20 protein-coding genes are annotated in these 24,148 nt (G+C 40.0%); 1 reads left to right on the top strand and 19 read right to left on the bottom strand.

The genetic code is table 11. The features are described 5' to 3' along the window. Nucleotides 1-39 precede the first annotated feature (39 nt). From NSQ44_RS15935 to NSQ44_RS15950, 4 genes are all read right to left on the bottom strand, one after another. Nucleotides 40-1,902, bottom strand: a complete 1,863-nt coding sequence (locus NSQ44_RS15935; protein WP_340857625.1) for an ABC transporter ATP-binding protein — start codon at nt 1,900-1,902, stop codon at nt 40-42. Further along, nucleotides 1,883-3,616 (bottom strand): ABC transporter ATP-binding protein, encoded by a 1,734-nt coding sequence (locus NSQ44_RS15940; protein ID WP_340857628.1) that lies wholly within the window; start codon nt 3,614-3,616, stop codon nt 1,883-1,885. Before NSQ44_RS15940 ends, NSQ44_RS15935 begins: the two co-directional genes overlap by 20 nt. Before the next feature lie 274 nt (nt 3,617-3,890). After that, on the bottom strand, nt 3,891-5,354 hold the full coding sequence (katA, locus tag NSQ44_RS15945) for a catalase KatA (protein ID WP_340857631.1): 1,464 nt from the start codon (nt 5,352-5,354) through the stop codon (nt 3,891-3,893). Nucleotides 5,355-5,810: 456 nt separating this feature from the next. Further along, nucleotides 5,811-7,013 (bottom strand): MFS transporter, encoded by a 1,203-nt coding sequence (locus tag NSQ44_RS15950; RefSeq protein WP_340857633.1) that lies wholly within the window; start codon nt 7,011-7,013, stop codon nt 5,811-5,813. 163 nt (nt 7,014-7,176) lie between these two features. Here NSQ44_RS15950 and NSQ44_RS15955 point away from each other — a divergent pair, with 163 nt between their 5' ends. Continuing rightward, nucleotides 7,177-8,145 (top strand): hypothetical protein, encoded by a 969-nt coding sequence (locus NSQ44_RS15955; protein ID WP_340857634.1) that lies wholly within the window; start codon nt 7,177-7,179, stop codon nt 8,143-8,145. A gap of 291 nt (nt 8,146-8,436) precedes the next feature. Here NSQ44_RS15955 and NSQ44_RS15960 read toward each other — a convergent pair whose 3' ends face one another. From NSQ44_RS15960 to NSQ44_RS16030, 15 genes are all read right to left on the bottom strand, one after another. Further along, nucleotides 8,437-9,492, bottom strand: coding sequence for an ABC transporter substrate-binding protein (locus tag NSQ44_RS15960; RefSeq protein WP_395994391.1), 1,056 nt, complete (start codon nt 9,490-9,492; stop codon nt 8,437-8,439). 14 nt (nt 9,493-9,506) lie between these two features. Beyond that, on the bottom strand, nt 9,507-10,310 hold the full coding sequence (locus NSQ44_RS15965; RefSeq protein ID WP_094244438.1) for an ABC transporter permease: 804 nt from the start codon (nt 10,308-10,310) through the stop codon (nt 9,507-9,509). A gap of 10 nt (nt 10,311-10,320) precedes the next feature. Further along, a complete protein-coding gene (locus tag NSQ44_RS15970) occupies nt 10,321-11,112 on the bottom strand; it encodes an ABC transporter permease (protein WP_130157448.1) in 792 nt (263 codons plus the stop codon). Next, nucleotides 11,102-12,181 carry an ABC transporter ATP-binding protein gene (locus NSQ44_RS15975; RefSeq protein ID WP_063386811.1) on the bottom strand — a complete coding sequence of 360 codons (1,080 nt, stop codon included), beginning with the start codon at nt 12,179-12,181 and terminating at the stop codon, nt 11,102-11,104. The genes NSQ44_RS15970 and NSQ44_RS15975 overlap by 11 nt, the downstream gene beginning before the upstream one ends. Before the next feature lie 27 nt (nt 12,182-12,208). Continuing rightward, complete coding sequence (locus NSQ44_RS15980; RefSeq protein WP_066250024.1) at nt 12,209-12,751, bottom strand: helix-turn-helix domain-containing protein; 543 nt, start codon at nt 12,749-12,751, stop codon at nt 12,209-12,211. 178 nt (nt 12,752-12,929) lie between these two features. Beyond that, nucleotides 12,930-13,916, bottom strand: a complete 987-nt coding sequence (locus NSQ44_RS15985; RefSeq protein WP_340857636.1) for an HD domain-containing phosphohydrolase — start codon at nt 13,914-13,916, stop codon at nt 12,930-12,932. Nucleotides 13,917-13,979: 63 nt separating this feature from the next. Next, complete coding sequence (locus tag NSQ44_RS15990; protein WP_130157446.1) at nt 13,980-14,543, bottom strand: shikimate kinase; 564 nt, start codon at nt 14,541-14,543, stop codon at nt 13,980-13,982. Between the two features lie 38 nt (nt 14,544-14,581). Further along, the gene (locus NSQ44_RS15995) at nt 14,582-15,598 is read right to left on the bottom strand and encodes a LacI family DNA-binding transcriptional regulator (RefSeq protein WP_066250028.1); all 1,017 of its coding nucleotides are present in this window, start codon (nt 15,596-15,598) and stop codon (nt 14,582-14,584) included. A gap of 607 nt (nt 15,599-16,205) precedes the next feature. Continuing rightward, nucleotides 16,206-17,489: a TRAP transporter large permease gene (locus NSQ44_RS16000; RefSeq protein ID WP_340857638.1), complete on the bottom strand. Its 1,284-nt coding sequence runs from the start codon at nt 17,487-17,489 to the stop codon at nt 16,206-16,208. Then, on the bottom strand, nt 17,490-18,056 hold the full coding sequence (locus tag NSQ44_RS16005; RefSeq protein WP_445659539.1) for a TRAP transporter small permease: 567 nt from the start codon (nt 18,054-18,056) through the stop codon (nt 17,490-17,492). A 101-nt stretch (nt 18,057-18,157) separates the two neighbouring features. Next, the gene (locus NSQ44_RS16010) at nt 18,158-19,180 is read right to left on the bottom strand and encodes a TRAP transporter substrate-binding protein (protein WP_311066534.1); all 1,023 of its coding nucleotides are present in this window, start codon (nt 19,178-19,180) and stop codon (nt 18,158-18,160) included. Between the two features lie 112 nt (nt 19,181-19,292). Then, on the bottom strand, nt 19,293-20,513 hold the full coding sequence (locus tag NSQ44_RS16015) for an IS110 family transposase (RefSeq protein ID WP_044899176.1): 1,221 nt from the start codon (nt 20,511-20,513) through the stop codon (nt 19,293-19,295). Nucleotides 20,514-20,947: 434 nt separating this feature from the next. Further along, nucleotides 20,948-21,352: a cupin domain-containing protein gene (locus tag NSQ44_RS16020; RefSeq protein WP_242009354.1), complete on the bottom strand. Its 405-nt coding sequence runs from the start codon at nt 21,350-21,352 to the stop codon at nt 20,948-20,950. Nucleotides 21,353-21,388: 36 nt separating this feature from the next. Beyond that, nucleotides 21,389-23,149: a thiamine pyrophosphate-binding protein gene (locus NSQ44_RS16025; protein ID WP_340857642.1), complete on the bottom strand. Its 1,761-nt coding sequence runs from the start codon at nt 23,147-23,149 to the stop codon at nt 21,389-21,391. After that, nucleotides 23,146-24,147 (bottom strand): zinc-dependent alcohol dehydrogenase, encoded by a 1,002-nt coding sequence (locus NSQ44_RS16030; RefSeq protein WP_340857643.1) that lies wholly within the window; start codon nt 24,145-24,147, stop codon nt 23,146-23,148. Before NSQ44_RS16030 ends, NSQ44_RS16025 begins: the two co-directional genes overlap by 4 nt. Nucleotide 24,148: the final 1 nt, after the last annotated feature.

Consider the following 24,148-nt stretch of genomic DNA (forward strand, 5'->3'; position numbering starts at 1 on the left):
ACTGTTTCCCCTTTTAACAAAGTAAAGTGATTATATTCATTATATATGATCCTTTATTTCTGACAACATGTCTTTCGTTTTTAATTGCGGTTTTAGCTGGTTTGTGACTAAATCAAAATAAAACCCCTCTTTTTCCAGCAATTCATCATGAGATCCTTTTTCCACAATGCGACCATCCTGGATAACAAATATTTGATCTGCTTTTTTAATTGTATTGAGCCGATGAGCGATCACAAAGCTTGTTCTCCCCTTCATCAGCCTCTCCAGCGCTTCTTGAATCTTTAATTCTGTTACAGTGTCAATGCTGCTTGTCGCTTCATCCAGCAATAAAATGGACGGATTTTTTAAAATCGCCCTCGCAATTGAAAGAAGTTGTTTTTGACCTTGACTGATGCTCGTTCCACCTTCGTTAATGATTGTATCATATTGATCAGGTAGGTTTTTAATAAATGAATGAGCATTTGCTAGCTTTGCCGCTTCCTCCACTTCCTCATCTGTTGCATCTAATCTTCCGTATCGGATATTTTCACGAATTGTCGTGTGAAACAAAAAAGGATCCTGCAATACAAACCCCATTGCTTGACGAAGTTCACTCCGTCTTAATTTGGAAATATCCATTCCATCTATCAAAATTCTCCCTTCTTTTACTTCATAAAAGCGTGCCAGTAAATTGATGATCGTTGTTTTTCCGGCGCCGGTGGCACCGACAAGAGCAACTGTTTCTCCCGTAGAAACATGAAAGCTAATATTTTTTATCGTTTGGCTCTCTTCCCCGTATGAAAAAGATACTCGATCAAACACAATGTCCCCTTTTATATTTGCGGATTGTACATATTCTCCAAAATCAGCTTCCTCTGCCTGCTCATCGAGCAAATCAAATACCCGCTCTGCACCGGCAACCGCAGATAATAATGTATTAAATTGATTGGCAAGATCATTTAAAGGCCGTGTAAACTGCCTGGCGTACTCCGCAAAAACAACAATCGTTCCGATGGTTATCCACCCTTTTAGAGCAAAGATTCCACCGAACCCTGCAATCAATGTAAAACTTAAATTGTTTAATACGTGCATAAGCTTTGGGATAAAACCGGAAATCGTCTGAGCCCAAAATGAAGATCTCCGCAGCCTTTCATTTTTTTCTAAAAACTCATGCATAACCCGGTTCTCTTGTGAAAAAGTTTTGACAATTCGCTGACCAGTGATGGTTTCTTCAATGTATCCATTCAGTTCTCCTAAACTTCGCTGCTGCTCTTTAAACAATTGTCCAGTCCGCCGGGTAATCCATTTCATACCTACAACCAATAAAGGAACAACTATTAAGGTGATGATTGTTAAAAAAGGGCTCATCCATAACATAACAGAAACAACACCAATTAATGTAAGAACACTGGATGAGATTTGAATCACTGAGCTGTTTAATGTCGAGCTGACGTTTTCAACATCATTGGTCATTCGGCTCATCAGCTCTCCCGTTTTTTTCTGATCAAAAAAAGAAATGGGAAGAAGATGAAACTGGCGAAATAGATCGGATCTTATTTTATACACAGTATTTTGCGCCACTTTGATCATCCATATGTTTTGCAGCCAAATGGAAAGGGAATGCAATGCATAGATTAAAACATGAACGACGAAAAAAAAGAAAAAGTGATTTCCGCTTTTTTCTACAATATAAATGTCGATCCCTTTCCCTACTAAAAAAGGCCCAAGGATTGTTAAAACTGTGCTAATAAAAACCATGAGCAAAACGAAAAAAAACAAAACCTTTTGATCTGACATATATCCCCAAATTCTTTTTAATGTTCCTTTCCAGTCTTTAACTTTTGAAGAGCTTTTCTTCACTTTTGACTCATTTGTCAGCTTTAGTTTTTCATATCGGAAAGGTTCAATAAGACTTTTGAGCATGACGGATGCCATCCTTTCCATATTGTGATTCATAGATTTTTTGGTAAAGTGGAACGCTGCGTATTAATTCATCATGCCTTCCTTTCGCAAGCACCTTTCCGTTTTCTAGTAGCAAAATTTGATCAGCCGCCATCGCTGTTAAAATTTTTTGCGTAATGATCAAGGTCGTACATGGATATTTCATCAATGCTTGAAGCAGTTTTCTTTCCGTCTTTAAGTCTAAAGCACTCGTGCTGTCATCAAGCAGCAATATTTTTGGCTTTCGGACAAGCGCTCTGGCAATCGAAATTCGCTGCTTTTGCCCTCCGGAAAGATTCACGCCTTTTTGGCTGATAAGGGTATCATATCCATGAGGGAGCTTTAAAATCGTATCATGTATTTGGGCATCCTTTGCAGCAGCAATGATTTCTTCCATAGTAGCATCTTCTTTTCCCCATAAAATATTATCTTTTACCGTTCCAGTGAATAACAGCGATTCTTGCGGAACCATCCCAATTGACCTTCTTAAATGCTCAAGCTTGATCGTACGTATATCGAAACCGTCAATATAAACGGCTCCTTTTTCTAAGTCATATAATCGCGGAATTAAATTGAAAAGAGTCGATTTGCCGGAGCCGGTAGCCCCCATCACCGCCATAGTTTCTCCAGCATTTACCGTAAACGACACATCATCAAGCACCTTAACGGCTGAATCCGGGTATGCAAAGGACACCGATCGAAATTCAATTTTTCCCTCTTTTATTTGATGACTTGATTCGGCAAGCTCATCAGTCAATTTTACTTCTGTTTGAAGCACCTCCGAAATCCTTAAGCTGGAGGCTTTTGCCCTTGAAAAACCAGAGACAATAAAAGACAGCATAGATAAAACAGAAATGATCCTCGTTGAATAATTGACGATCGCAACGACTTCACCTACTTTTACCTCACTTGGTCCAGCATGAGCCGCCCATAAAATAATTAAAATGCTTACATTCATTACAAAAAGCAAGACAGGCTGCATAATTTCCATAAAGCGGAGCACGGAAATTGTTTGGTCTTTTAAATCTTTGTTCGCCTGCTGAAAGCGATTAACTTCATAGTCATTTCGCAAAAAAGCTTTGATTAAGCGCATATTCGTCAAGTTTTCCTGTATGACTTTATTCACCGTATCCAGCTTTTCTTGCACGATTCGAAACATCGATCCTGCTCTTTTCATCACCCATAAAAGAAAAAAGATCAGGCACGGAAGAATGACGATGAGAATGAAGGATAAGGTAAAATTTACTGCTAGAGCCATAACCGCGCCGCCGATCACCAACAATGGAGCACGCAGCATAATCCGAAGTCCCATAAAAATTGTGTTTTGCACTTGGGAGACATCATTTGTCATCCTTGTAATGAAAGATGAATTGGAAAATTGATTATAGTTCGCAAATGAAAAGGATTGAATTTTCCCAAAAAGAACTTTTCTAATATCAAATCCAAAGCTCTGGCTGACATGCGCCGCAAAAAATGAATTAATGATGCCTGCTGCAAAGGCAAGAGCCGATACACCAACCATCACCAACCCCCAATGGACGACAGCTGATAAATCCCTTTTCAAAATTCCATCATCTACAATTTTTGCCATAAACAAAGGCTGGACAAGCTCCACTGTCAGCTCGGTTAACATGAGAGCAAGAGCAATAACAACCGCCAGGCGGTACGGTTTTAAGAAAGACGCCACTTCTTTCATAAGCATAGCCTCCAAAAAGATGAACGAAACTATTTATATTTTCCATCATACAACTTTATATAAAATTTTTTAACTATTTTTACTTTTCCCTATTAAAGAAGGCAATTATATGTTTTTATGGGACGTGTGGTAATTCCAACTATTGTTTGAAAGCTGACGCATTCACAAGCAAGCAGGTTGTAATTCCAAATATTTTTTCGAAAGTGACAAAAATTAAGACGACCCCGAAAAGTTCGTTTGAACCTTCCGAGATCGTCCAGCTATGAAATATTTATTAACCTTTTTTTACTTCTTCAGGCACTTGCAAACCAAGACCTTCTGCAACGCGGGTTCCATATTCAGGATCTGCTTTGTAGAAGTGGCCGATTTGGCGGAGTTTTATTTCCTCCAGCTTAACTGGCTTCATTGAATTTACAATATTTTCAATAAGGCGTGCTCTTTCATCTTCACTCATGAGACGGTATAAGTCGCCCGCTTGAGTATAATGGTCATCATGGTCATAAGGAACGTTTTCCGCAACACCTGATACTGGGTATGATGCTTGTTTTGCTTCAGGTGTTTCTTTTGGACCGCCGAAGCTGTTTGGTTCATAATATACAGAGCCTCCGCCATTTGAGTCAAAGCGCATAAATCCATCGCGTTGATAGTTGTTCACTTCAACCCGCGGACGGTTGATTGGAAGTGAGTTATAGTTTGCCCCGATGCGGTAGCGATGTGCATCATGATATGCAAAGAGACGACCATGCAGCATTTTGTCCGGCGATACATCGACTCCTGGAACTAGGTTTCCCGGTGAGAATGCAGCTTGCTCAACTTCTGCAAAATAGTTTTCAGGGTTTTTATTTAATACTAATTTTCCTACTTCAATTAATGGATAATCTTTGTGAGACCATACTTTTGTCACGTCAAATGGATCCCATCTGTATGTGTTGGCATCTTCAAGCGGCATGATTTGCACATAAAGCGTCCAAGAAGGATAGTCTCCGTTTTCAATCGCATTGAATAAATCCTCTGTATGATAATCCGGATTTTCTCCGGCAATTTTTACAGCTGTTTTCGTATCAAGGTTTTTTATACCTTGGTCAGTTTTGAAATGATATTTGATCCAGACGCTTTCCCCGTCTTCGTTTGTCCATTTAAATGTATGGCTTCCATAACCATTCATATGACGGTATGTTGCCGGAATTCCGCGATCTCCCATCAAATAAGTTACTTGGTGCAATGATTCAGGCGATAGAGACCAAAAATCCCATACGGCAGTAGGATTTTTCAAATGTGTTTTTGGATCGCGTTTTTGTGTGTGGATAAAATCAGGGAATTTAATCGCATCGCGAATGAAGAAAATCGGCGTGTTGTTTCCTACGATGTCATAGTTTCCTTCTTCTGTGTAAAACTTAACGGCAAAACCGCGCGGATCGCGGACCGTATCAGCGGAGCCAAGCTCACCTGCAACAGTTGAGAATCTTACAAATACTGGTGTTCGCTTGCCTACTCCGTTGAAGACTTTCGCTTTCGTATATTTTGACATATCATTTGTCACTTCAAAGTATCCGTGAGCACCGGCACCTTTTGCGTGAACAACTCGTTCAGGAACTCTTTCTCTATTAAAATGGGCTAGTTTTTCCAGAAGATGTACGTCTTGAATTAATGTCGGACCTCGATGGCCTGCTGTCATCGAATTTTGATTGTCCCCTACAGGAGCACCCCAGCTCGTCGTAAGCTTTTTATTCTCTCCCATTTACCGATCACCTCATAATTTAAAATAATATTTCTCTAATCATTACAACTATATGATAACATATTTTAATTAAAAATCAATAGTAAATTATAATAATTTTAATAAAGGAGTTTGAAACCGTTGATCTATCAATCAATGAACCTCGTTTATTATCAATTAGCCACTATTTTTTTCATGTTGTTCTGTTTATTTTCTTTGAAAAGTTGTTGTTTAAAAAAAAATTGGCAGAAAAAAACGGCTGAGCAAATATAGCTCAGCCGCTACAAATTGAGAGGTTCTTATGGAAGCTATCGAATGGAAACTGAAAAAACAACATACATAGATGAAAAAGACCGTTGATCTCTCCGTGCAAAAACAGCCAGCCATTTTCATTTATGACAAGATGTCATTTCATATTCCCAAGCAATATAGGATTCAACGCTAATATGAAAAATGTTCGTATTCCACTTTATCTCTTTACGAAGAGATTCGCTCCGCTTTCCTTTCCATGCGGGAGCTTGGAATGAATAAAGACAGAAAAGCAGCTGCAAAGGCAAGCAGGCCTGTTGCAAGAAACACTTCATAAAAACCGATGTGATCTGCAATAAAGCCCGCTAACATCGGACCAGTGAAAATGCCGATTGCATAAAATGATTGATAAAAGCCCATTGCGGTCGTCCGATATGCTTCTTGACAGCTTTGAATAACCATCGCAAGCAGCAGCGGAAAAATAAAACCAAGCCAAAACCCTATGAAAATATGCATGAAGCAAATCCATAGAATCGAATTTGACAACGGCAACAGAAGATGAAATAATCCGCTTAAAATAAATGAAAGCAAAAGCAGTTGTTTTTGCTTTCGAACAGGAAAATAGGCAAGCAGCAATGATGCAGCTGCATGCGGAATAAAAAAGGAAGTGACGACCCAAAAAAACACGGACTCACTAAATCCGATTTTCGAGACATAAACCGGTGTAAATCCAAAAATCGTCATAAACAAAATTCCGTGTCCGGCAAGCGATAATGCTGAGATGCCCCAAAGCGGCTTGATGCCGAGAACATATTTTAATTGACTCATATATTTGAAATCAATAAGATTCACCTTATCGCCGATTTCTTTAATGCGAAATGAAAGAATAAGACCAATCAAAGCCATGACGGTCCCAATGAGAAACGGCATTTCCCAGCCGAACCACTCTACAATTTTCCCGCTGATCGCCATGCTAATAAATTGGGAAACGACCGTCATAAACTGGAGAATTCCCATCGCTTTGGAAGATTGACTTTCCGTAAAATATTGAGCGTATAATGTAGTAGCCATTACCCACATCGACGCGGTAATTCCTGAAAGAAGTCTTGCAATAAAAATCGGGATAAATGATTGAAAGAAAAGAAACAGGATTCCGCTGGCAAACGCCATAAAAAAACCAGCTATAAGCATTCCTTTTCTCATTTGCCCTAAATAGTCTGATAAAACTCCAAGAGGCAAACGAATCAAAATCTGGGTGATGCCGTAACTGCCAAAAATAATGCCAACAAGTGAATAGTCAAACTGCAAATATTCTAAATAAACCCCAAAGATTGGAACATAAATATAAATGGAAAACCAAAAGCAAAAGATAACTGTTAAAAAAATAATATGATCTTTTTTCCCTGCTATATTTATTTTTTGAACGTTCATCGCCAAAACCTTTCTATATGATTAAAAAATAGGAATTTTTTGCTCTTTCCATTTTACGATATTTTTGAAATTATACAATATTCGAGTTTCACGAAAATCGTTTCTATAAATTTCCTATTCCAATAGTATAATTAAGATATATATAGTGTTGTGGAGGGATATTATGACTGAGCTTTTAGTAGGATTGATCATTGGTATTTTCATTATGTTCATCGTTGTCAATATCAATAAAACGAAGAAAAAAAGATCATTAAAGCTTGTTCAAGAGGCTGTCCCGGCAGAATTAGCCTGCCGCATTCCAGAAGGGCTGCCAATTATCTCTCGTTTGGAAGACTCTCTAAACTCAGAATATATGGAAAAAGTAAAGAAAAGAGTGTTAGCAAATCATCCTAGTTGGACCGAAACGGACTTTAACTGGCGCCTATTTGAATTAAAAAGATATTTTTTGTTGGCAGGAATTTTAAAATCAGTTCCAATGTTCAGCGATGAAGTGGATGAAATATGGCATGAAATGATTATGTTTACGAAAGAATACGAAAATTTTTCAAAAAAATTTTTTGGATCATTTCTGCATCACAGCCCTAATGTGGAACGGACACCGATTCCTCACGAAAGAGCCCTTTTTGATTGGATGTATTTGCACTTATTTGAAATCTATCCAAACAGCACGAAGCTGTGGGGAGGCTTTTTAAAAAATCCGCTAAGCAAAACACTTTTGGAAGAAGTTCGCTCAGCTAGTGACGAAAAACTGTTTGATAAATATTTTCGTTCGTTTGACCCGATCAAGCCATTACAAACAAAGCTGCTTGAACAGCTGAAAAACGATATTGAAAAAGCAGAAGAAATGAAACGGCAAAACAAATCGCTCCGCAAGGAAATAAAAACAGACGATACGTACTCGATGCTGCTGCCGGCTATGGTATTTTTATCGCTGTACGAGCAGGACAGTTATACAGAAAAAATGTCGCAGCTTTTGAATAAGGATGCAGGGGCAAGCGGAGGTTCTGTTTATGCATGCGGGGCTGCACTCAGCGATTCCAATGATCATTCAGGGGGTTCCGGATGCTCTTCTTCAGGATGCTCCAGTTCAAATTGCGGAAGCAGCTGCGGCGGAGGATGCGGCAGCAGCTAAGGAAATGTTCATAACCACACTCTTTTAAAGGTGAGCGCGATGAGCAGAAACCGGCAAAGTGCCGATTCTTGTTTTCGATTTTAAAAGCCCATATGCGCATTTTTTCTATGCTGCAAACAGCTGCCCTTCAAAATACCATTAGATCTACTATGCATCCATTTTTACAGTACATAAGGGTAGCTTATGCCGTATATGTTCCAACAACAGCCCGTTCTTGCTTCAAAGATCAGATTTCGCAAAAATCATTAAAAAACCATCGCCTCCCAAATTGAGGATGGCGATGGTTTCCTTTTATTTCGAGTGCATTTTAAATTCTAAAAATAAATCATTATAATAGGAAAGCATTCGTTTCCCTAGGTTTTCATACACTTCCAATTTATCCGTTAATTCAGGGGACGGGTAAAACCGCTCATCTTCAGAAATCTCTTTCGGCAAGTATTCAAGCGCCTTTTCATTTGGAGTAGAGTAGCCGACATATTCAGCATTTTGCGCAGCCACTTTCGGGTCTAGCATAAAGTTGATAAATTTATGAGCGCCTTCTATGTTTTTGGCCGTTTTCGGAATAACCATATTATCAAACCAAAGATTAGAGCCTTCTTTCGGCACCACGTAATCTAGCTTCTCATTTTCCCACATGATATCTGCAGCATCTCCCGACCAGACGAGAGCGGCACCTGCTTCTTCGTTTGCCATCAGCATTTTGATTTCATCTCCAACGATCGCCTTCACGTTTGGAGTCAGTTTATCCAGTTTCTTTTTCGCTTCTAGCAAATGGTCTTTGTTCGTATCATTCAACGAGTAACCAAGACTGTTCAACCCCATTCCGATTACCTCTCGGGCGCCGTCGACAAGAAGTATTTGATTTTTCATATCTTTATCCCATAAATCATTCCAGCTGTCGATCTTTTTTCCCCCGAGAGCTTCCGGATTATACAAAATGCCGACCGTTCCCCAAAAATATGGAATGGAATATTTATTCCCAGGATCAAACGATAAATTTAGAAAACGGGGGTTGATATATTTTAAATTAGGAATTTTCGAATGATCAATCGGAATAAGAAGACCTTCTTCCTTCATTTTGCTAATGGCATACTCAGAAGGGACGGCAATATCAAATGTTGTTCCTCCTTGGGAAATTTTTGTCATCATCGCTTCATTTGAATCAAATGTTTGGTAAATCACTTTTATACCTGTTTCTTTTTCAAAACGGTCGATCAATTCCGGATCAATATATTCTCCCCAGTTGTAAATCGTAAGGGTATTATCACCGGAGTAGCCTTCAGATGCATTCAGTCTCGCAATAAAAAACAGGATGGCAAACGAAGCGATAAATACTATCGCAAACATCTGCACAATTTTTTTCATTTCCGTTCCCCCAATCTTCCCGGACGATTATAGCGCAGCGTGATGAAATAATAGCCGATCACAAGCAAAATCGTTAAAAGGAAAATGAGTGTTGACAAAGCATTAATGGTAAGGGAAATGCCTTGTCGAGCCATTGAATATATTTCAACAGATAAAGTGGAAAAACCATTTCCAGTAACAAAGAATGTAACGGCGAAATCGTCCAAAGAATAGGTTAAAGCCATAAAAAATCCAGCAAAAATCCCAGGGGTAATGTAGGGAATTACTACTTTTGTTATGACATTCCACTGGCTCGCCCCTAAATCTCTTGCCGCATCGATTAATGTCGGGCTCATTTCCTGAAGCTTTGGCAATACCATCAATACGACAATCGGCACACTAAAGGCGATATGAGACAGCAAAACAGAAATAAAACCAAGCTGAATGCCGACAATGGTAAACAAAATTAAAAAGGAAGCTCCGATGATGACATCAGGACTGACTAATAGAACATTATTTAACGAAAGCAATGTATTTTTCACCCGTCTTGTTTTGACGGAGTAAATGGCGAGCGCACCGAAAACGCCGATGATCGTTGAAATCGCCGCAGAAAGCAAAGCAATTACAATCGTATTCAGTACAATAATCAATAGACGCACATCCTGCAGGACTTCTTTATACCAGTCCAACGTAAAATTTTCAAAATGATGCATTTTTCCGCCGCTGTTAAACGAGTAATAAATAAGGTAGAAAATCGGAGCGTATAAGATGAAAAATACGATGATTAAATATATATTTGAAACCTTCCATTTTCTGTTCATTTTTCATCCCTCACTTCCGATTTCCTGTTAAAAACATGATGATCACCATTGCAAGAATTAAAAAGACCGCAATGGTTGCTCCCATTCCCCAGTTTTGAGTAACTAGGAAATGCTGCTCTATTGCTGTGCCAAGCGTAATTACCCGGTTTCCTGCAATCAAGCGGGTAATCATAAATAACGATAATGCAGGAATAAACACTGCTTGGCATCCGGATTTAACGCCGTCCAGCGTCAGCGGAAAAATGACCCGGCGGAACGTAATCCAAGGGGATGCTCCAAGATCCTTAGCTGCATCTACAAGCGTTGGATTTAATTTTTCTAAAGCATTAAAAATCGGCAAAATCATAAATGGAACGAAAATATAGACAGAAACAAACACAAAGCTGAAATCTGTAAATAATATTTGTTTAGCACCGACACCCATTAATTCCAAAAAATGATTGGCTATTCCATAGGTTCCAAAAATGCCGAGAAAGGCGTATGCTTTTAACAGCAAATTGATCCACATCGGCAAAATGATTAACAAAAGCCAAAGCTGCTTATGTTTTGTTTTCGTTAATAAAAGAGCTGTCGGATAAGCGATCAATAGCGAAAAGGCTGTAATTAAAAACGCATACCAAAATGAGCTTAACGCCATTTTCAAATAGACCGGCGTGAAAAATTTCTCGTAGTTTTCAAAAGAAAATGTTCCTTCAATGTTAAAAAACGAATAATAAATGATAAGCAGAATCGGAACGACAACAAATAGTAAGATCCATAACACATATGGTAAGAAGTATAATGCGCGAATATTACTTTTCATCGGCAACACCAATACGAGAATTTTCTTCTAAACGCATAACGTGTATTGCTTCCGGTTCAAAATAAAGACCAATTTCATCGCCGACTTCTGCCTTTTTTGTAGAATGAACAAGCCACTCGTTGCCATCCTTATCATAACAGCAAATTTCATAATGAACTCCTCTAAACAGCTGGGAATCCACATAAACCTTCAGCTTTCCTTTTTCAGGTGTTGTTATTTCCAAGTCCTCCGGTCGAATTACCACTTCTACGTCCTCGTTCGGAGCAAAGCCTTTATCAACACATTCAAACTGCTTTCCGACAAATTCAACAAGATAATCTTGAATCATTTTTCCTGCGACAATATTCGATTCTCCGATAAAGTCTGCCACAAAGCGGTTAACAGGTTCATCATAAATATCTTTCGGCGTTCCGCTTTGCTGAATTTTCCCCTTATTTAAAACAAAGATTTCATCAGACATTGCAAGAGCTTCCTCTTGGTCGTGTGTGACAAAAATAAATGTAATGCCGAGCCGGCGCTGAAGCTCCCGCAGCTCGTACTGCATTTCCGTGCGCAGCTTTAAATCAAGAGCTGACAACGGTTCGTCTAACAGAAGCACTTCCGGTTCATTGACTATCGCTCTCGCAATGGCGACCCGCTGCCGCTGTCCTCCTGACATCTCCTGAATGTTCCGTTGTTCATAGCCAGATAAGTTTACAAAACGAAGGGCATCTTTTACTTTTTGTTCGATGATATCCTTTTTCATTTTTTTAATTCTAAGGCCAAAGGCAACATTTTCAAACACATTCAGATGCGGAAAAAGGGCATAATCTTGAAACACTGTATTGACTTGACGTTTGTTCGGCGTTACATGGTTAATATTTTTTCCGTTAAAATAAATCGTGCCGCTGGTCGGTTCCGTAAATCCCGCAATTAGACGGAGAATGGTTGTTTTTCCGCATCCTGAAGGTCCAAGCAACGTGTAAAATTTTCCGCGTTCGATTTCAAAACTTACATTATCCAATACTGGCAAATCATCATCATATTTTTTTGTCACTTGTTCAAAACGAATAATTGTTTTATTGTTCATGAACGATTCCTCCAACCGCATCAAGAATTATAAATAAGATTCAGTTGCCACTAAAATTACTTGCGACATGCTTTCTGCCTCATTGACAATTTGATGCTCATCGGATGCATGATAATAAATGGATTCTCCTTCCTTTGCCACATACTTTTTTGTTCCGATCCGAACTTTTATCGTTCCTTTCAGAACATAGGCAAACGTTTCAGATAAGGATGGTTCAAAAACTTTAAACTCTCCTTTTTCAAACAACGTTAAAAGAATCGGCTCCATTTCTTTTTCATTTGATTCAGGAACAATCCATTCAACCTTATATCCTCTCTCTTGGTCAATAAATACTTTTCGTTCTTCTTTGCCGTAAACTACTTTTTGCTCGGCATCCTCATCATCGAAAAAATCTTTTGGATTGCATCCCAGCACATCCAATATATTCAGAAACGTTTCCAATGAGGGAGAGCTTAAATCTCTTTCCAATTGGGAAATGTATCCTTTAGACAAATCGGTTCGTTCGCTTAGCTCTTCTTGCGTCAGACCTTTTTTTATCCGCAAATTTCGAATTTTCCTCCCAATTTTCATCATAACAACCTCATTTGTTTAATACTAGTAAACTTTTTGTCAAAAAAAATTAATATATTTATCGAAAATTGTTTATTTCACGACGATTTATTATACACAATTACACAAAAAACACAATAAAAAATTTTCAAAAAAAGAAGGAAATTTTAGTTAATCTTCAACTAAAATTTCCTTCTGTTTAAAAATCCTTAATTGTCAAGAATGAGGCCACTACATCTGGATCAAAATGCGTATTTTGATGCTCCACTAAAAAATTCAACGCTTTTTCAATCGGCCAAGCAACTTTATATGGCCGGCTGCTCGTTAAAGCTTCAAACACATCGACAACCGCAACAATTCTAGCTTCTAAAGGAATTTCTGCTCCTTTCAAGTTTTTCGGATATCCCGTTCCATTCCATTTTTCATGGTGAAAGAGAATAATATTTTCGGCCACTTTATAGCTTTGCCTTAAAAAGTTATCTTTCAGTTTGCTTGTTATTTTTTTCAAAATGTCAAAGCCTATTAACGGATGCGTCTCCATGATTAAGCGTTCATATTTTGTTAGTGGTCCTGGTTTATATAAAATTCCTTCAGGTATGCCAGCTTTTCCTATATCATGCAAAATGCTGGAATAAGCAACATTTCTCATATATTCTTCTGATAAATTAAGATTATGATAGCTGTTGTGAGCATAAATGAGCTTTTCAGTTAGTTTTCGAACGTTGATCAAATGATCCTCAATGCTTGGATCTTGAATTTCACAAGAAATCGCCAGCACTTCCAATATTGATTTTTTTGTTTCTTCTATTTGCTCCTGCGGAACGTATGCTCCGCTGTCCAGCTGCTCCAATTCCCGAAAAATTCCTACAAAAAACAGTTCATCTTCTATTAGAATAGGAGTTATTGTTATAGATGAGTGCCATAATTCTCCGGATTTCTTACGATTCACAAAAACACCGGACCAAGGCTTTTTTTCCGATAATGCTTTTTTCATCGAAGCATAAGTTTGCTCCGGGGTCAAATGAGATTTAATGACACCTGCTCTTCTGCCGACAATGAAATCCTTTTTATATCCCGTTATTTGTTCATACGCATCGTTAACAGTGACGACAACATGATCTTTATCTGTCACAATGACAGCATCAGCCAGTTGAAGATAAGGAGACAATAAGTTTTCTACATTCATGTTTTTAAATCCCTTTCCCTAATCTAATCTTGCAAACTATTCATTTAAAGGGATAATCTCATATTATTGGTTCGGTTCATAGATGCTCCACGTTAATTTCACCGAATTTACAATTTCATCTGCTACTGTTTCAGGATCAAGATTATTGGTCGATACTTTTGAGTTATGGAGAGAGTATGCATTTTGCCGTTTTATAAACAATTCTTCAATTTCCTCCATTGATTTTTCCTTTAAAAGAGGGCGGTTCTCGACTAAAAGCGGCATTCGATCCTTCCAGCTGTCCCAAGATAAATCCAGCAAAAAGACGATGCAGTTTGATAAACAAGCATTGCGGACCTCTTCTTGTAAATAGGCTCCCCCTCCTAAAGATACAACCTTCAAGCGTGTGTTCGTGCAAATATCAACAATATACTCCTTTTCGATTTTTCGGAAATAATCTTCGCCAAATTTTTGAAAAATTAATGAGATGGGCATATTTTGCTTTTTTTCAATCTCCTGATCCACATCAATGAAATCTCGGTACAGCTTTTTCGCGACCAACTGGCCAATAGTCGTTTTGCCGACTCCCATAAATCCAATTAAAACAATATTTTTTTCCCGAAGAGGGATTTCTACATGTTCCTTCATAACGCATCCACTTCCCTAGATTTCTTCATCATGGTGTGTCAGCTTGACTCCCGCACTACAAGCTCAGGCTGTAAAATCAGTTTTTTTGCCTCTTCTTCATCACCTTTCATTCTCCGATGCAAGAGATCAGCAGCTTTTGCACCGAGCCGATCAGGAAAAGCTGCAATGGTTGTTAAAGAAGGGCTGAATACCGCTGACTCCGGAATATTATCAAAACCAACCACAGCCACATCTTTGCCTGGAACAATGCCTTGTTCTTTTAATCCGAGCATAACACCAGATGCAACAACATCATTATAGCAAAAAACCCCGGTTGGAGGCTGAGGATGCTGCATAACTCGCTTAATCGCCTCTATTCCCCCTTGCCTAGTTGCGGGAGATTGGACAAACAGCGATTCATCCATTTCCAGCCCGGCTTGTTCAATCGCTTCACAAAATCCTTTTTTCCGGTCTGTCCATACTGATGAATTAGAAAAACCGCCCAAAAAAGCGATGCGGCGGTGGCCTTGTTCGATTAAATGTTCAGCCGCTATCCGTCCGCCTGCAACATTATCGATTCCGACATAATCAAACGGCTCTTCTGACAGCATTTTTCTCGCTACTAAAATAACAGGAATCCCCCATTGCTTTAACCGTTCTACCATATCTGGTGAACTGCCTGGGACAGGGCTCATAATTACCCCGCCGACACGATATTCAAGCATTGTCGCAAGCAGCGCATCTTGTTTATCAGGGGAATCAAACGTCGTTCCTAATATTACGGTATATCCTTCTTTATCTAAAGCTTCGTGAACGCCCACCAATAATTCCGAGAAAAAGGGGTTGCCGATCTCTGTTATAATCAAACCAACTGTTGAAGATTGGTGGGATCGTAAATTCGCTGCAACACGATCATATATATACCCCAACTCTTTTATCGATTTTAACACTTTTTCTCTTGTTTCTTTTGAAATATTTGGGCTGCCCCGAACAACAAGGGAAGCTGTAGCCCTCGACACACCCGCGTGTTTTGCAACCTCCTGCAGCGTCACGCGGGACTGTTTTTTTCGTCCCATCTGTTCAATCACCTGCTAACGCAATTAATCAACGAATTCAGTTGAGAAAAGTATACCTTTACATTTAAAACGTTGTCAATTTGTTTATTTCCAGGCTTTATGGCTTTGAAAATGTTATATTATCGGCTTTCAAAATAATCACCTCTCCTCTGGCTGCGGGAGCACCACAAATCTCCTGAAAAAATGGGCTGAAGTCGGTTTATATATAGACAAGATCATAGAGCAAATATGTACTTCTGTCGGGAGGAAGCCGCCATATAACCGTTTCATAGATGGCTCTAAGTGATTCACCTTTGCCTGTTGTATGGATACCAAATGAAAAAAGCCCCGTTCGAAAAAGAAATCGTGCGATTGGAGGCAGTGGAATATCACCAAGAGAGTGAAGCTCGATGTGCGAAAGACAGCTTTTTTGAATAGGGAAAAATTCATTCAAGTACGAGTATCAGAAGAAAATCGCAAAATAAAAGATTTAATCATAAAAAACTGCACATTATTTCAGAAAAGGAGCCAATCATTTGCTCCATCCTTCCTGAAATAATGTGCAAATTAACAATATCTTCAGTCCAATCAAAGTATCTTTAAATCAGATAGTAAACACTTTAAAAATCTACATATCTGTAAACCATTGAAGCGGAACGGTAACAATGGATGGAAACAGAATAAGCAGTAAAAGAACAAGTGTTTCTGCAAGTAAAAAAGGCCATATTCCTTTCATAATGTCCTCCATTCCTATCTTTCCAACCCCACAAGCGACATTTAACACAGTACCAACTGGAGGAGTGAGCAATCCAATGCAGTTGGTCAGTATAAACAGCACCCCGAAGTACACCGGATCGATTCCCGCCTTTTCAATAATAGGCATTAAAACAGGAGTTAAAATCAGAACAGTAGGGGTCAAATCCATTACCGTACCAACTAAAAGAACTAACGCATTAATTGCTAGCAGAAGCAGCAATTTGTTCTCGATTAACGGTCCAAGCATATCCGCAGCTATTGATGGAATATTGGCTACTGTTATCAACCAAGCTGACAACATTGCTGCTGCTACAAGAAACATTACAACGCTTGTTGTTTTTGCAGCAGCTACTAACACCTTAAACAAATCTTGTATTTTAAGTTCTCGATAAACAAACAACCCGACAAATAACGCATAAAATGCAGCTACAACAGCAGCCTCTGTCGGAGTAAAAATCCCGCCCCGAAGTCCTCCAACGATAATAGCTGGAAGTAAAAGCGCCCAAATAGCCTGACGGGTAGCAGACAATACTTCTTTTGCAGATTTTCGGGGGAAGACTTCTACCTGCTCTTTTCTTACCATTAACCACCAACAGACAACCAAGCATAAACCAATTAGAAGCCCTGGAATGATCCCTCCCATAAATAATTTTGTAATCGACACGCCGCTTGTTACCCCAAAAATAATCATCGGTATGCTCGGAGGGATGATCGGGGCAATAATACCACTGGCTGCAATGAGGCCAGCAGACCGATTTCGGTCATATCCAGCCTTGACCATCATCGGAATCAGAATAGCGCCAAGAGCCGCCGTATCCGCTACCGCTGAACCGGATAAACCGGCGAAAAGGACGCTTGCCATGATCGCTACATATCCTAATCCTCCACGAATATGACCGACAAGAGACATGGCAAAGTTAATAATTCGATTAGAAATGCCTCCTGCGTTCATCAATTCTCCCGCAAGAATAAAGAAAGGAATAGCCATCATCGGAAAACTGTTCGCCCCATTAATGAGGTTCTGTGCTATAATTTGAGTGTCAAAAATATTCAGAAAAAACATGAGAGCAACACCGCTCACCAAAAGCGCAAACGCAATAGGCATCCCCAACGCCATGACACCAATTAATGAGCTGACAAAAACAACAAAAGCCATCTACCTCTCACCTCCTGCCATCCCTTGTTTTTTCCCATGATGTAATTCCACGATTTCTTCATGAACCGCTTCCATATTTTCATCTTCCGATTCTTTCATTCGGATAAGCTTTTCAAGCGTATTTGGCCGAAAGAGAGCCTGATAAATATTAAATATTACTATTATTCCCATTCCGATACTCACCACAATACCCATTCCATACACATAAGCGAGTGGCAAATTCGTGGCAGGAGCTCTGCTTTCCAAACTGCTCATAGTGATCTTCCAGCTTCCATCCAGAAGCAGGCACAGTACATAAAGAACAATTGCATTACTTAAAATAAATACAATTCGCTTTGCCCCAAGCGGCAGCTTTTTTAAGAGTACATCCACCCCTAAATGGTCGTTATCTTTCAAAGCACCGATGGCTCCTAAAAACACCATCCAAACAAATAGATATCGCGACATTTCTTCCGACCATGTAATGCCGGAATGAAAAGCATAGCGCAATACGACATTGCCAAAGACGAGAATTGCCATGGATGCTAAACATAACGCCATTAATATCTGCAACAGCTTATCTAGCATAAATGCAACCTTTTTCAACCGTACTTCCTCCTCAATTTCAAATAATTGGAAAATAACTCTTAAGAGTGAGCACACTCCTAAGAGTTAAATAGTGTCATCATTTATTTGCCTGCCTCCAATAATTTAGCAACTAGATCTTCACCAAATTCTTTTCCGTATTTTTTATAAATTGGCTGTACTTTGTCAATAAACGCTTGCTTTTGTTCATCTGTTAACTCTGTAACAACCATCCCCTCTTTTTCAATCTCTTTAAATAATTTTTCATCTTCTTCTGCATTTAACTGACGCTGATATTCTTTCGCTTCTTCAGCTGCTTTTTTTATGATCTCTTGTTCTTCGCTGGAAAGTGTTTTCCAAAACTTTTCGCTTATTAAAAACGGGCTTGCATTATACACGTGACCGGTTTTTGTAATGTACTTTTGAACCTCATACATTTTATTAGCTGCAACGTTTCCAACAGGATTCTCCTGTCCATCGACAACCCCTTGTTCAAGTGCAGTAAACAGCTCTGTAAAAGCCATTGGAACAGGATTCGCCCCTAATTCTTTCCACAGATCAATATGAAGCTTGTTTTCAAGCGTACGAATTTTTAATCCTTTAATATCATCGACACTTTTAACCTCTTTGACGTTGTTCGTTAAATGGCGAAACCCGTTTTCCCAGTAGTTTATACCAATAACACCTGTTCCTTCCAGATCTTTCATTAATTCTTGCCCAATTTCGCCATCCAAAACTTTGTAAGCGGTTTCTCTGTCTTTAAATAAAAAAGGTAAGTCCAATACGTTAAATCTTGGAGCGAAAGATGCGATCGGCCCAGTCGACATGGTTGATCCTTGAATAGATCCCATTTTTAATCCTTCAAATACTTCTAAATCCCCTCCGAGCTGTCCATCGGGATATACTTCAACTTTAATAGATCCATTTGTTTCTTTTTCGACGATTTCACCAAATTTATAAAGTCCTTTTGAGAGAGAGCGTTCTTTTGTAGTCGCCACTGCTAATTTCATAATTTTAGTTTCTGAAGATTTTGAGCCTGATTCATTATTTTCTCCCGAACTCGAACCGCTTGAACATCCGACTAACAGCAACAAACAAGATATTAAGATGAAAGAAATTTTTTTCATTTTTTCACACTCCTATCCTGAAAACAAAATTTGGCAAAAAACAACCCCCACCTAGCCTTTGGAATATAATTTCCAAAGGAAGGTATTAAAGTTTATATATGGTTTAATTCCCTTATGCACCCACTTTTTCTAACTTCACTTCGTACCCTAACCCCTCTAATTTCTTCACCGTTTGACGCACGATCTTTGCTTCCCGTTGACGATCCCAATAGTCTGCCCCTAATTCTTTATACGGTTCCTTCCGAGTTAACAGGTAATAGATGATTTCTAATATCGTTCGTCCAACTGCCATACTCGCTCGATTCGCCCCTCTTCTTGCGGCTATGCGGTGATATTTCGCGGATAAATACGTATCCTTCTTTCTCGCGGCGGCACGGGCACATTCTACTAAACACGCTCTCAGCTTCTTGTTCCCTTTCCTCGTTCGGCTTGATAACCGTTTCCCCGCACTCTCGTAGTTTCCTGGTGCCATGCCTGCCCACGATGCCAGATGGCTCGCTGATGCAAAGCGACTCATATCGGTTCCGATTTCCGCCAAAATTTGTTCCGCACTTTTCCGCCCGACTCCCGGAATCGTATCTAAGAGCTCCAGCGCTTCTTCAAAAGGGCGCGTTCTCTCCTCGATCTCCTGATCTAATCGCGCAATCGCTTCATCTAGGTATTCCACATGCCGCCATTGTTCGGCTAACATCATCCGTTGATGAGGGCCGATTACCCCGTGTAATGCGCGCTGGAGTTCTTCCACTTTTTGTTTCAATTTCCCTTTTGCGAGCTGAGCGATGACCATCGGATCGTTTTTCCCTTCGATCAACGCACGAATCATTTTTCGTGCCGATGCCCCATTGATATCGGAAACAACGGACGACAACTTGATGTTCGCTCCTTCCAATACTTTTTGAATCCGATTCAATTCCCGCGCTCTTTCTTCGATCAAACTGCGACGATATCGAACGAGTTCTCGCAGTTCTCGTTGGGCTCGGTCCGGAATATAACTTCCTTTCAACAATCCATGGCGAAGCAAGTTGGCGATCCACTCGGCATCCTTCATATCCGTCTTCCGTCCAGGAACTGCTTTAATATGCCGGGCATTGACGACAAGCGTTTCGATTTGTTCGAGTTCGAGCAAATTGTACAACGGTTTCCAGTACACGCTTGTCGATTCCATCGCCACGTGCGTCACCCCTTTTTCTTTCAACCAGTTCACAAACTCCAGCAATTCATCGGTCATGGTACCGAATGTTCGTATTTCTTTTCCTTCAGGGGTGATGGTACAAGCGGTAATGGATTTTTTATGCACGTCTACTCCACAACAACGTTCATATAATACCTTCATCGCTTTCCCTCCCTGCTTCATTTCATCTTCAGCTGGTGCAGTAGCCTATGACGAAGCATTCTATCCTGCGTGCTTCCCAACTCGGGAGCGACATTCCGTGGTGCACCAGGCTACTGGGGTCCGTCTATCTTTCGGACTCTTGCGTACCATAGATGCATCGACCTCATGACCCCAGCTGCAAGGAGTTATTTCGACAATATTCGTTTTCATCCTTCCGATGGTGCCGAATTTTTTTCGGCATGGGGGTCTATCTTACAATCAATTTGATTTTCGAAAAGTTTATAGTTTTGATTTTATTAATAACTAGGCGTTTGGGGAGCAGAAAAGGGCTGACATGGCATGGATTATCCTCATTTCTACCCTGTCAATAACCCCTTTCTTAGTCCATCTTTTTGAAAATGATCGTTTTTGTTTTCCTGCAAAAAATTGCTTCTTTAATCTTCTGGCAGGCTTCCTTGCGGGCTATAGCACCATAACAACCAAAGCGGTTCATTTCCTGTATTAACATGCTGGTGATATTCGCCCTCGGGTATGAACATATAGTCTCCTTCTTTAAATGGACGGCGGTTTCCATTTCCATCAACCACTTCTCCTGAACCTTTTATAACTACGTCCATTTCTTCAGATTCTGGATGGTTGTGAAGGGAGCTTGCTTCCCCCGGGGAAAAAATCGTAATTCCAGCCATAATATGTTTAGATCCTACAGTTTGCGGGGTAATCAGCTGGAAAACCTTGCGAATCTGGTTCAACTCCGGCTTATCCAGCCCTAACCATAATGTTTTAGCGTCTTGAAAAGGATCAAGAACTTTAATTTTCATGCCTGCGCTCGTTTTCGGCATAATCAATTCCTCCTTCATAATTTAATTGGAAATGTTTTAATCCACTGAAACATGGTGAACTTTCCTATCCGGGGAATAGATGTCCATAATATTCCAATGTCCTGCTGTCGGCGTTGGTACATTGATCATCTCCACATCAATCACAAACGGTTTATTTGCTTCAATGGCCCGCTGCAATGCTGGCTTGAATTCCGCTGCAGCTTGAACTTTTACACCTTCCACACCGTAAGCCTTCGCAATGGCTGCATAATCAGGTGAATACGGCTTTCCATCTTTTCGAAATACCGTTCCGTAGGTTGTGTCGAAGTGGGCTTTTTCCAGTCCGGCTATGGTTCCAAAAGCATGATTGTTCATGATCACCCAGACAACCGGAATATTTTCTTCAACAGCGGTGGCAAGAAGCGCCGGATTTTGTCCGAAGCCTCCATCACCGACTAATGAAACGACCACTTTATCTGGATGCGCTATTTTTACTCCTAATGCTGCGGGCGCACCAAAGCCCATCGTGCAATAGCCCCCAGGCGTGAAAATAGTGCCCGCTTCATATACCGGAAATTGCTGTCCAACCCCATTTTTATTCCAGCCGACATCCGTTGTTATAAAAGCATTTCTTGGCAGCACTTCACGAACTTCTTGTAAAATCCGCTCCGGACGCATCGGATAGCAGTCATTGCGAATATGTTCCTCATTCTGTTTACGAAATTCTTGTTTATATTGAGAAATTTTCTGTTTCAGCTCTTTATTTTCTTTTCCCTTTGGAACGAACTCTTTCGCCACCCGGTTTATTACGGAAAGCGCTTGTTTTAAATCTGCCACAATTCCGATTTCAGTCGGATAATTTCTTCCAATCTCGTTCGGATCAATATCAATATGAATCAATTTCGTTTTCGGAATGTTAAAGGTGTATTCCGGCTCCCAGGAGCTGCAATCCGCCTCTGAAAATCTTGTGCCGAGTGCTAAAATCAAATCTGCATGCAAACACATATCATTTACAAATTTTGTTCCCCAGAAGCCTGTCATGCCCAAGGCTAATGGATGATCGTCTGAAATGGCTCCCTTGCCCATTAATGTGTAGGCAACAGGAATGTCAAAATGTTCAGCCAATTCCTTCAATTCTTTGGAAGCATCGGCTAGCATAATGCCTCCTCCAGCATAAATCAATGGATTTTCCGCCTTGATTAGTTTCTCGACAATTTCTTTTGCAGTCTCGTTATCGATAGAAGGCTTATGCAACTTTTTCGTATGATGATTCAATTTTTCAAATAAAGCAACATCGACCTCCTTCGAGAAAATATCCATTGGCACAGATACTAAAACAGGTCCTGGTCTTCCGCTTTCAGCTAATTGAAATGCTTTTTCTAAAATTTCCGGAAACAGATCCGGCCGTTCAACCCGCCACGCACGTTTAACAAACGGGCGGTATATTTCGTATTGGGATGCATCTGCATGCAGGTTAATTTCTTGATGTGGGTGCTTTCCATAGAAATGACTCGGTACATCCCCTGCAATGACAACCATCGGAATGGAATCTAAAGCGGCATTTGCAACACCTGTTGCAGCGTTCGTCAATCCTGGTCCAAGATGGCTTAAGACAACTGCCGCTTCTTTTTTTGCCCTCGCATACCCGTCTGCCATATGTGCAGCAATTTGCTCATGCCTTACATTTACAAACTTGATGGAGCTTTTTTCTAAAGCGGCTAAAACAGCAATGTTTGTGTGGCCGCAAAGACCAAAAATATGTTCAACCCCGCGGTTTTCCAAATATTGAACGAGTTGATCGGAAACCAGCTTTTTCATAATTTTTCTGCCTCCTTAAAGCTTAAAATAACTTTTCCAGCATTTCCGGAAGCGGCCGTTTCATAAGCTTCCTTGTAGTCGGTAATGGAAAAAATTTTAGAAACAATTTGTTCGACGGAAAACTCAGGATCCCGTAGATATTCAATCGCTTGCAAATAGTCATCTGGAAATTGATAAATTATTGAACCATATATTGTGATTTCACTGCGCACAATATGGACAATCGGAAAATTCGCCTCCTGCGCCAGCCCAATCAAAACGACAGCTCCTCCTGGCTTCACCAATTTTACAGCGCTTTCAACTGAAACCTTTGTACCGGCTGCTTCAAATACAACGTCAAACGTTTCAAGCGATTCAATCTCATGCGGCAAGAAAACTGAAATATCACCGATTTCTCTAACTAAATCAAGCTTGTGCTGATTGATGTCAATCGCTGTCACTTTTGCACCTAAATAATGGGCGAGCGCCGCTGCCAGCATTCCTTCATTCCCGCAGCCGACGACAGCTGCCTTCATATTTTTTTCCACATTGACCTTTTTAAAGGCATGGACGATAACTGCGAGCGGCTCTACGAGAACTGCTTTTTTATTCGGCAAGTCATCAGGCACTGCTAAAACATATTTGGAAGAAATGTTAAACTCTTGGGCAAACCCTCCATCAATATTTACGCCTAACGATTTCTTGTTTCTGCATATATTTGTCAAACCTTTTTGGCATTGATCGCATACTCCACAAAATGTATTCGGTAAAACAACGCACCTTGTTCCAATTTTAAATGAAGCTTGTTCCCCTTTTTCCACAATCACCCCAACAAGTTCGTGGCCGGCGCGAACGGGATATTTTGCATAAGGGAGCTTTCCTTTATAAACACTTAAATCAGAACCGCAAATCCCTCCATATACTAATTGAATTTTTACCTCATCGCCTTTTGGAGCTGGAACTGAGTTGTTATGCCGCAGCTCTAGTTCGTTCGGTTTTTTTACATATAGCTCAATCAAT

This window comes from Aeribacillus sp. FSL M8-0254 (assembly GCF_038008845.1).
In the GTDB taxonomy this organism is placed as follows: domain Bacteria; phylum Bacillota; class Bacilli; order Bacillales; family Aeribacillaceae; genus Aeribacillus; species Aeribacillus composti.

Bases quoted from the DNA above. Each gene is read 5' to 3' on its own strand.
- NSQ44_RS15935 (WP_340857625.1), bottom strand. From the start codon at position 1,902: ATGCTCAAAAGTCTTATTGAACCTTTCCGATATGAAAAACTAAAGCTG.
- NSQ44_RS15940 (WP_340857628.1), bottom strand. From the start codon at position 3,616: ATGAAAGAAGTGGCGTCTTTCTTAAAACCGTACCGCCTGGCGGTTGTT.
- katA (WP_340857631.1), bottom strand. From the start codon at position 5,354: ATGGGAGAGAATAAAAAGCTTACGACGAGCTGGGGTGCTCCTGTAGGG.
- NSQ44_RS15950 (WP_340857633.1), bottom strand. From the start codon at position 7,013: ATGAACGTTCAAAAAATAAATATAGCAGGGAAAAAAGATCATATTATT.
- NSQ44_RS15955 (WP_340857634.1), top strand. From the start codon at position 7,177: ATGACTGAGCTTTTAGTAGGATTGATCATTGGTATTTTCATTATGTTC.
- NSQ44_RS15960 (WP_395994391.1), bottom strand. From the start codon at position 9,492: ATGTTTGCGATAGTATTTATCGCTTCGTTTGCCATCCTGTTTTTTATT.
- NSQ44_RS15965 (WP_094244438.1), bottom strand. From the start codon at position 10,310: ATGAACAGAAAATGGAAGGTTTCAAATATATATTTAATCATCGTATTT.
- NSQ44_RS15970 (WP_130157448.1), bottom strand. From the start codon at position 11,112: ATGAAAAGTAATATTCGCGCATTATACTTCTTACCATATGTGTTATGG.
- NSQ44_RS15975 (WP_063386811.1), bottom strand. From the start codon at position 12,181: ATGAACAATAAAACAATTATTCGTTTTGAACAAGTGACAAAAAAATAT.
- NSQ44_RS15980 (WP_066250024.1), bottom strand. From the start codon at position 12,751: ATGAAAATTGGGAGGAAAATTCGAAATTTGCGGATAAAAAAAGGTCTG.
- NSQ44_RS15985 (WP_340857636.1), bottom strand. From the start codon at position 13,916: ATGAATGTAGAAAACTTATTGTCTCCTTATCTTCAACTGGCTGATGCT.
- NSQ44_RS15990 (WP_130157446.1), bottom strand. From the start codon at position 14,543: ATGAAGGAACATGTAGAAATCCCTCTTCGGGAAAAAAATATTGTTTTA.
- NSQ44_RS15995 (WP_066250028.1), bottom strand. From the start codon at position 15,598: ATGGGACGAAAAAAACAGTCCCGCGTGACGCTGCAGGAGGTTGCAAAA.
- NSQ44_RS16000 (WP_340857638.1), bottom strand. From the start codon at position 17,489: ATGGCTTTTGTTGTTTTTGTCAGCTCATTAATTGGTGTCATGGCGTTG.
- NSQ44_RS16005 (WP_445659539.1), bottom strand. From the start codon at position 18,056: ATGCTAGATAAGCTGTTGCAGATATTAATGGCGTTATGTTTAGCATCC.
- NSQ44_RS16010 (WP_311066534.1), bottom strand. From the start codon at position 19,180: ATGAAAAAAATTTCTTTCATCTTAATATCTTGTTTGTTGCTGTTAGTC.
- NSQ44_RS16015 (WP_044899176.1), bottom strand. From the start codon at position 20,513: ATGAAGGTATTATATGAACGTTGTTGTGGAGTAGACGTGCATAAAAAA.
- NSQ44_RS16020 (WP_242009354.1), bottom strand. From the start codon at position 21,352: ATGCCGAAAACGAGCGCAGGCATGAAAATTAAAGTTCTTGATCCTTTT.
- NSQ44_RS16025 (WP_340857642.1), bottom strand. From the start codon at position 23,149: ATGAAAAAGCTGGTTTCCGATCAACTCGTTCAATATTTGGAAAACCGC.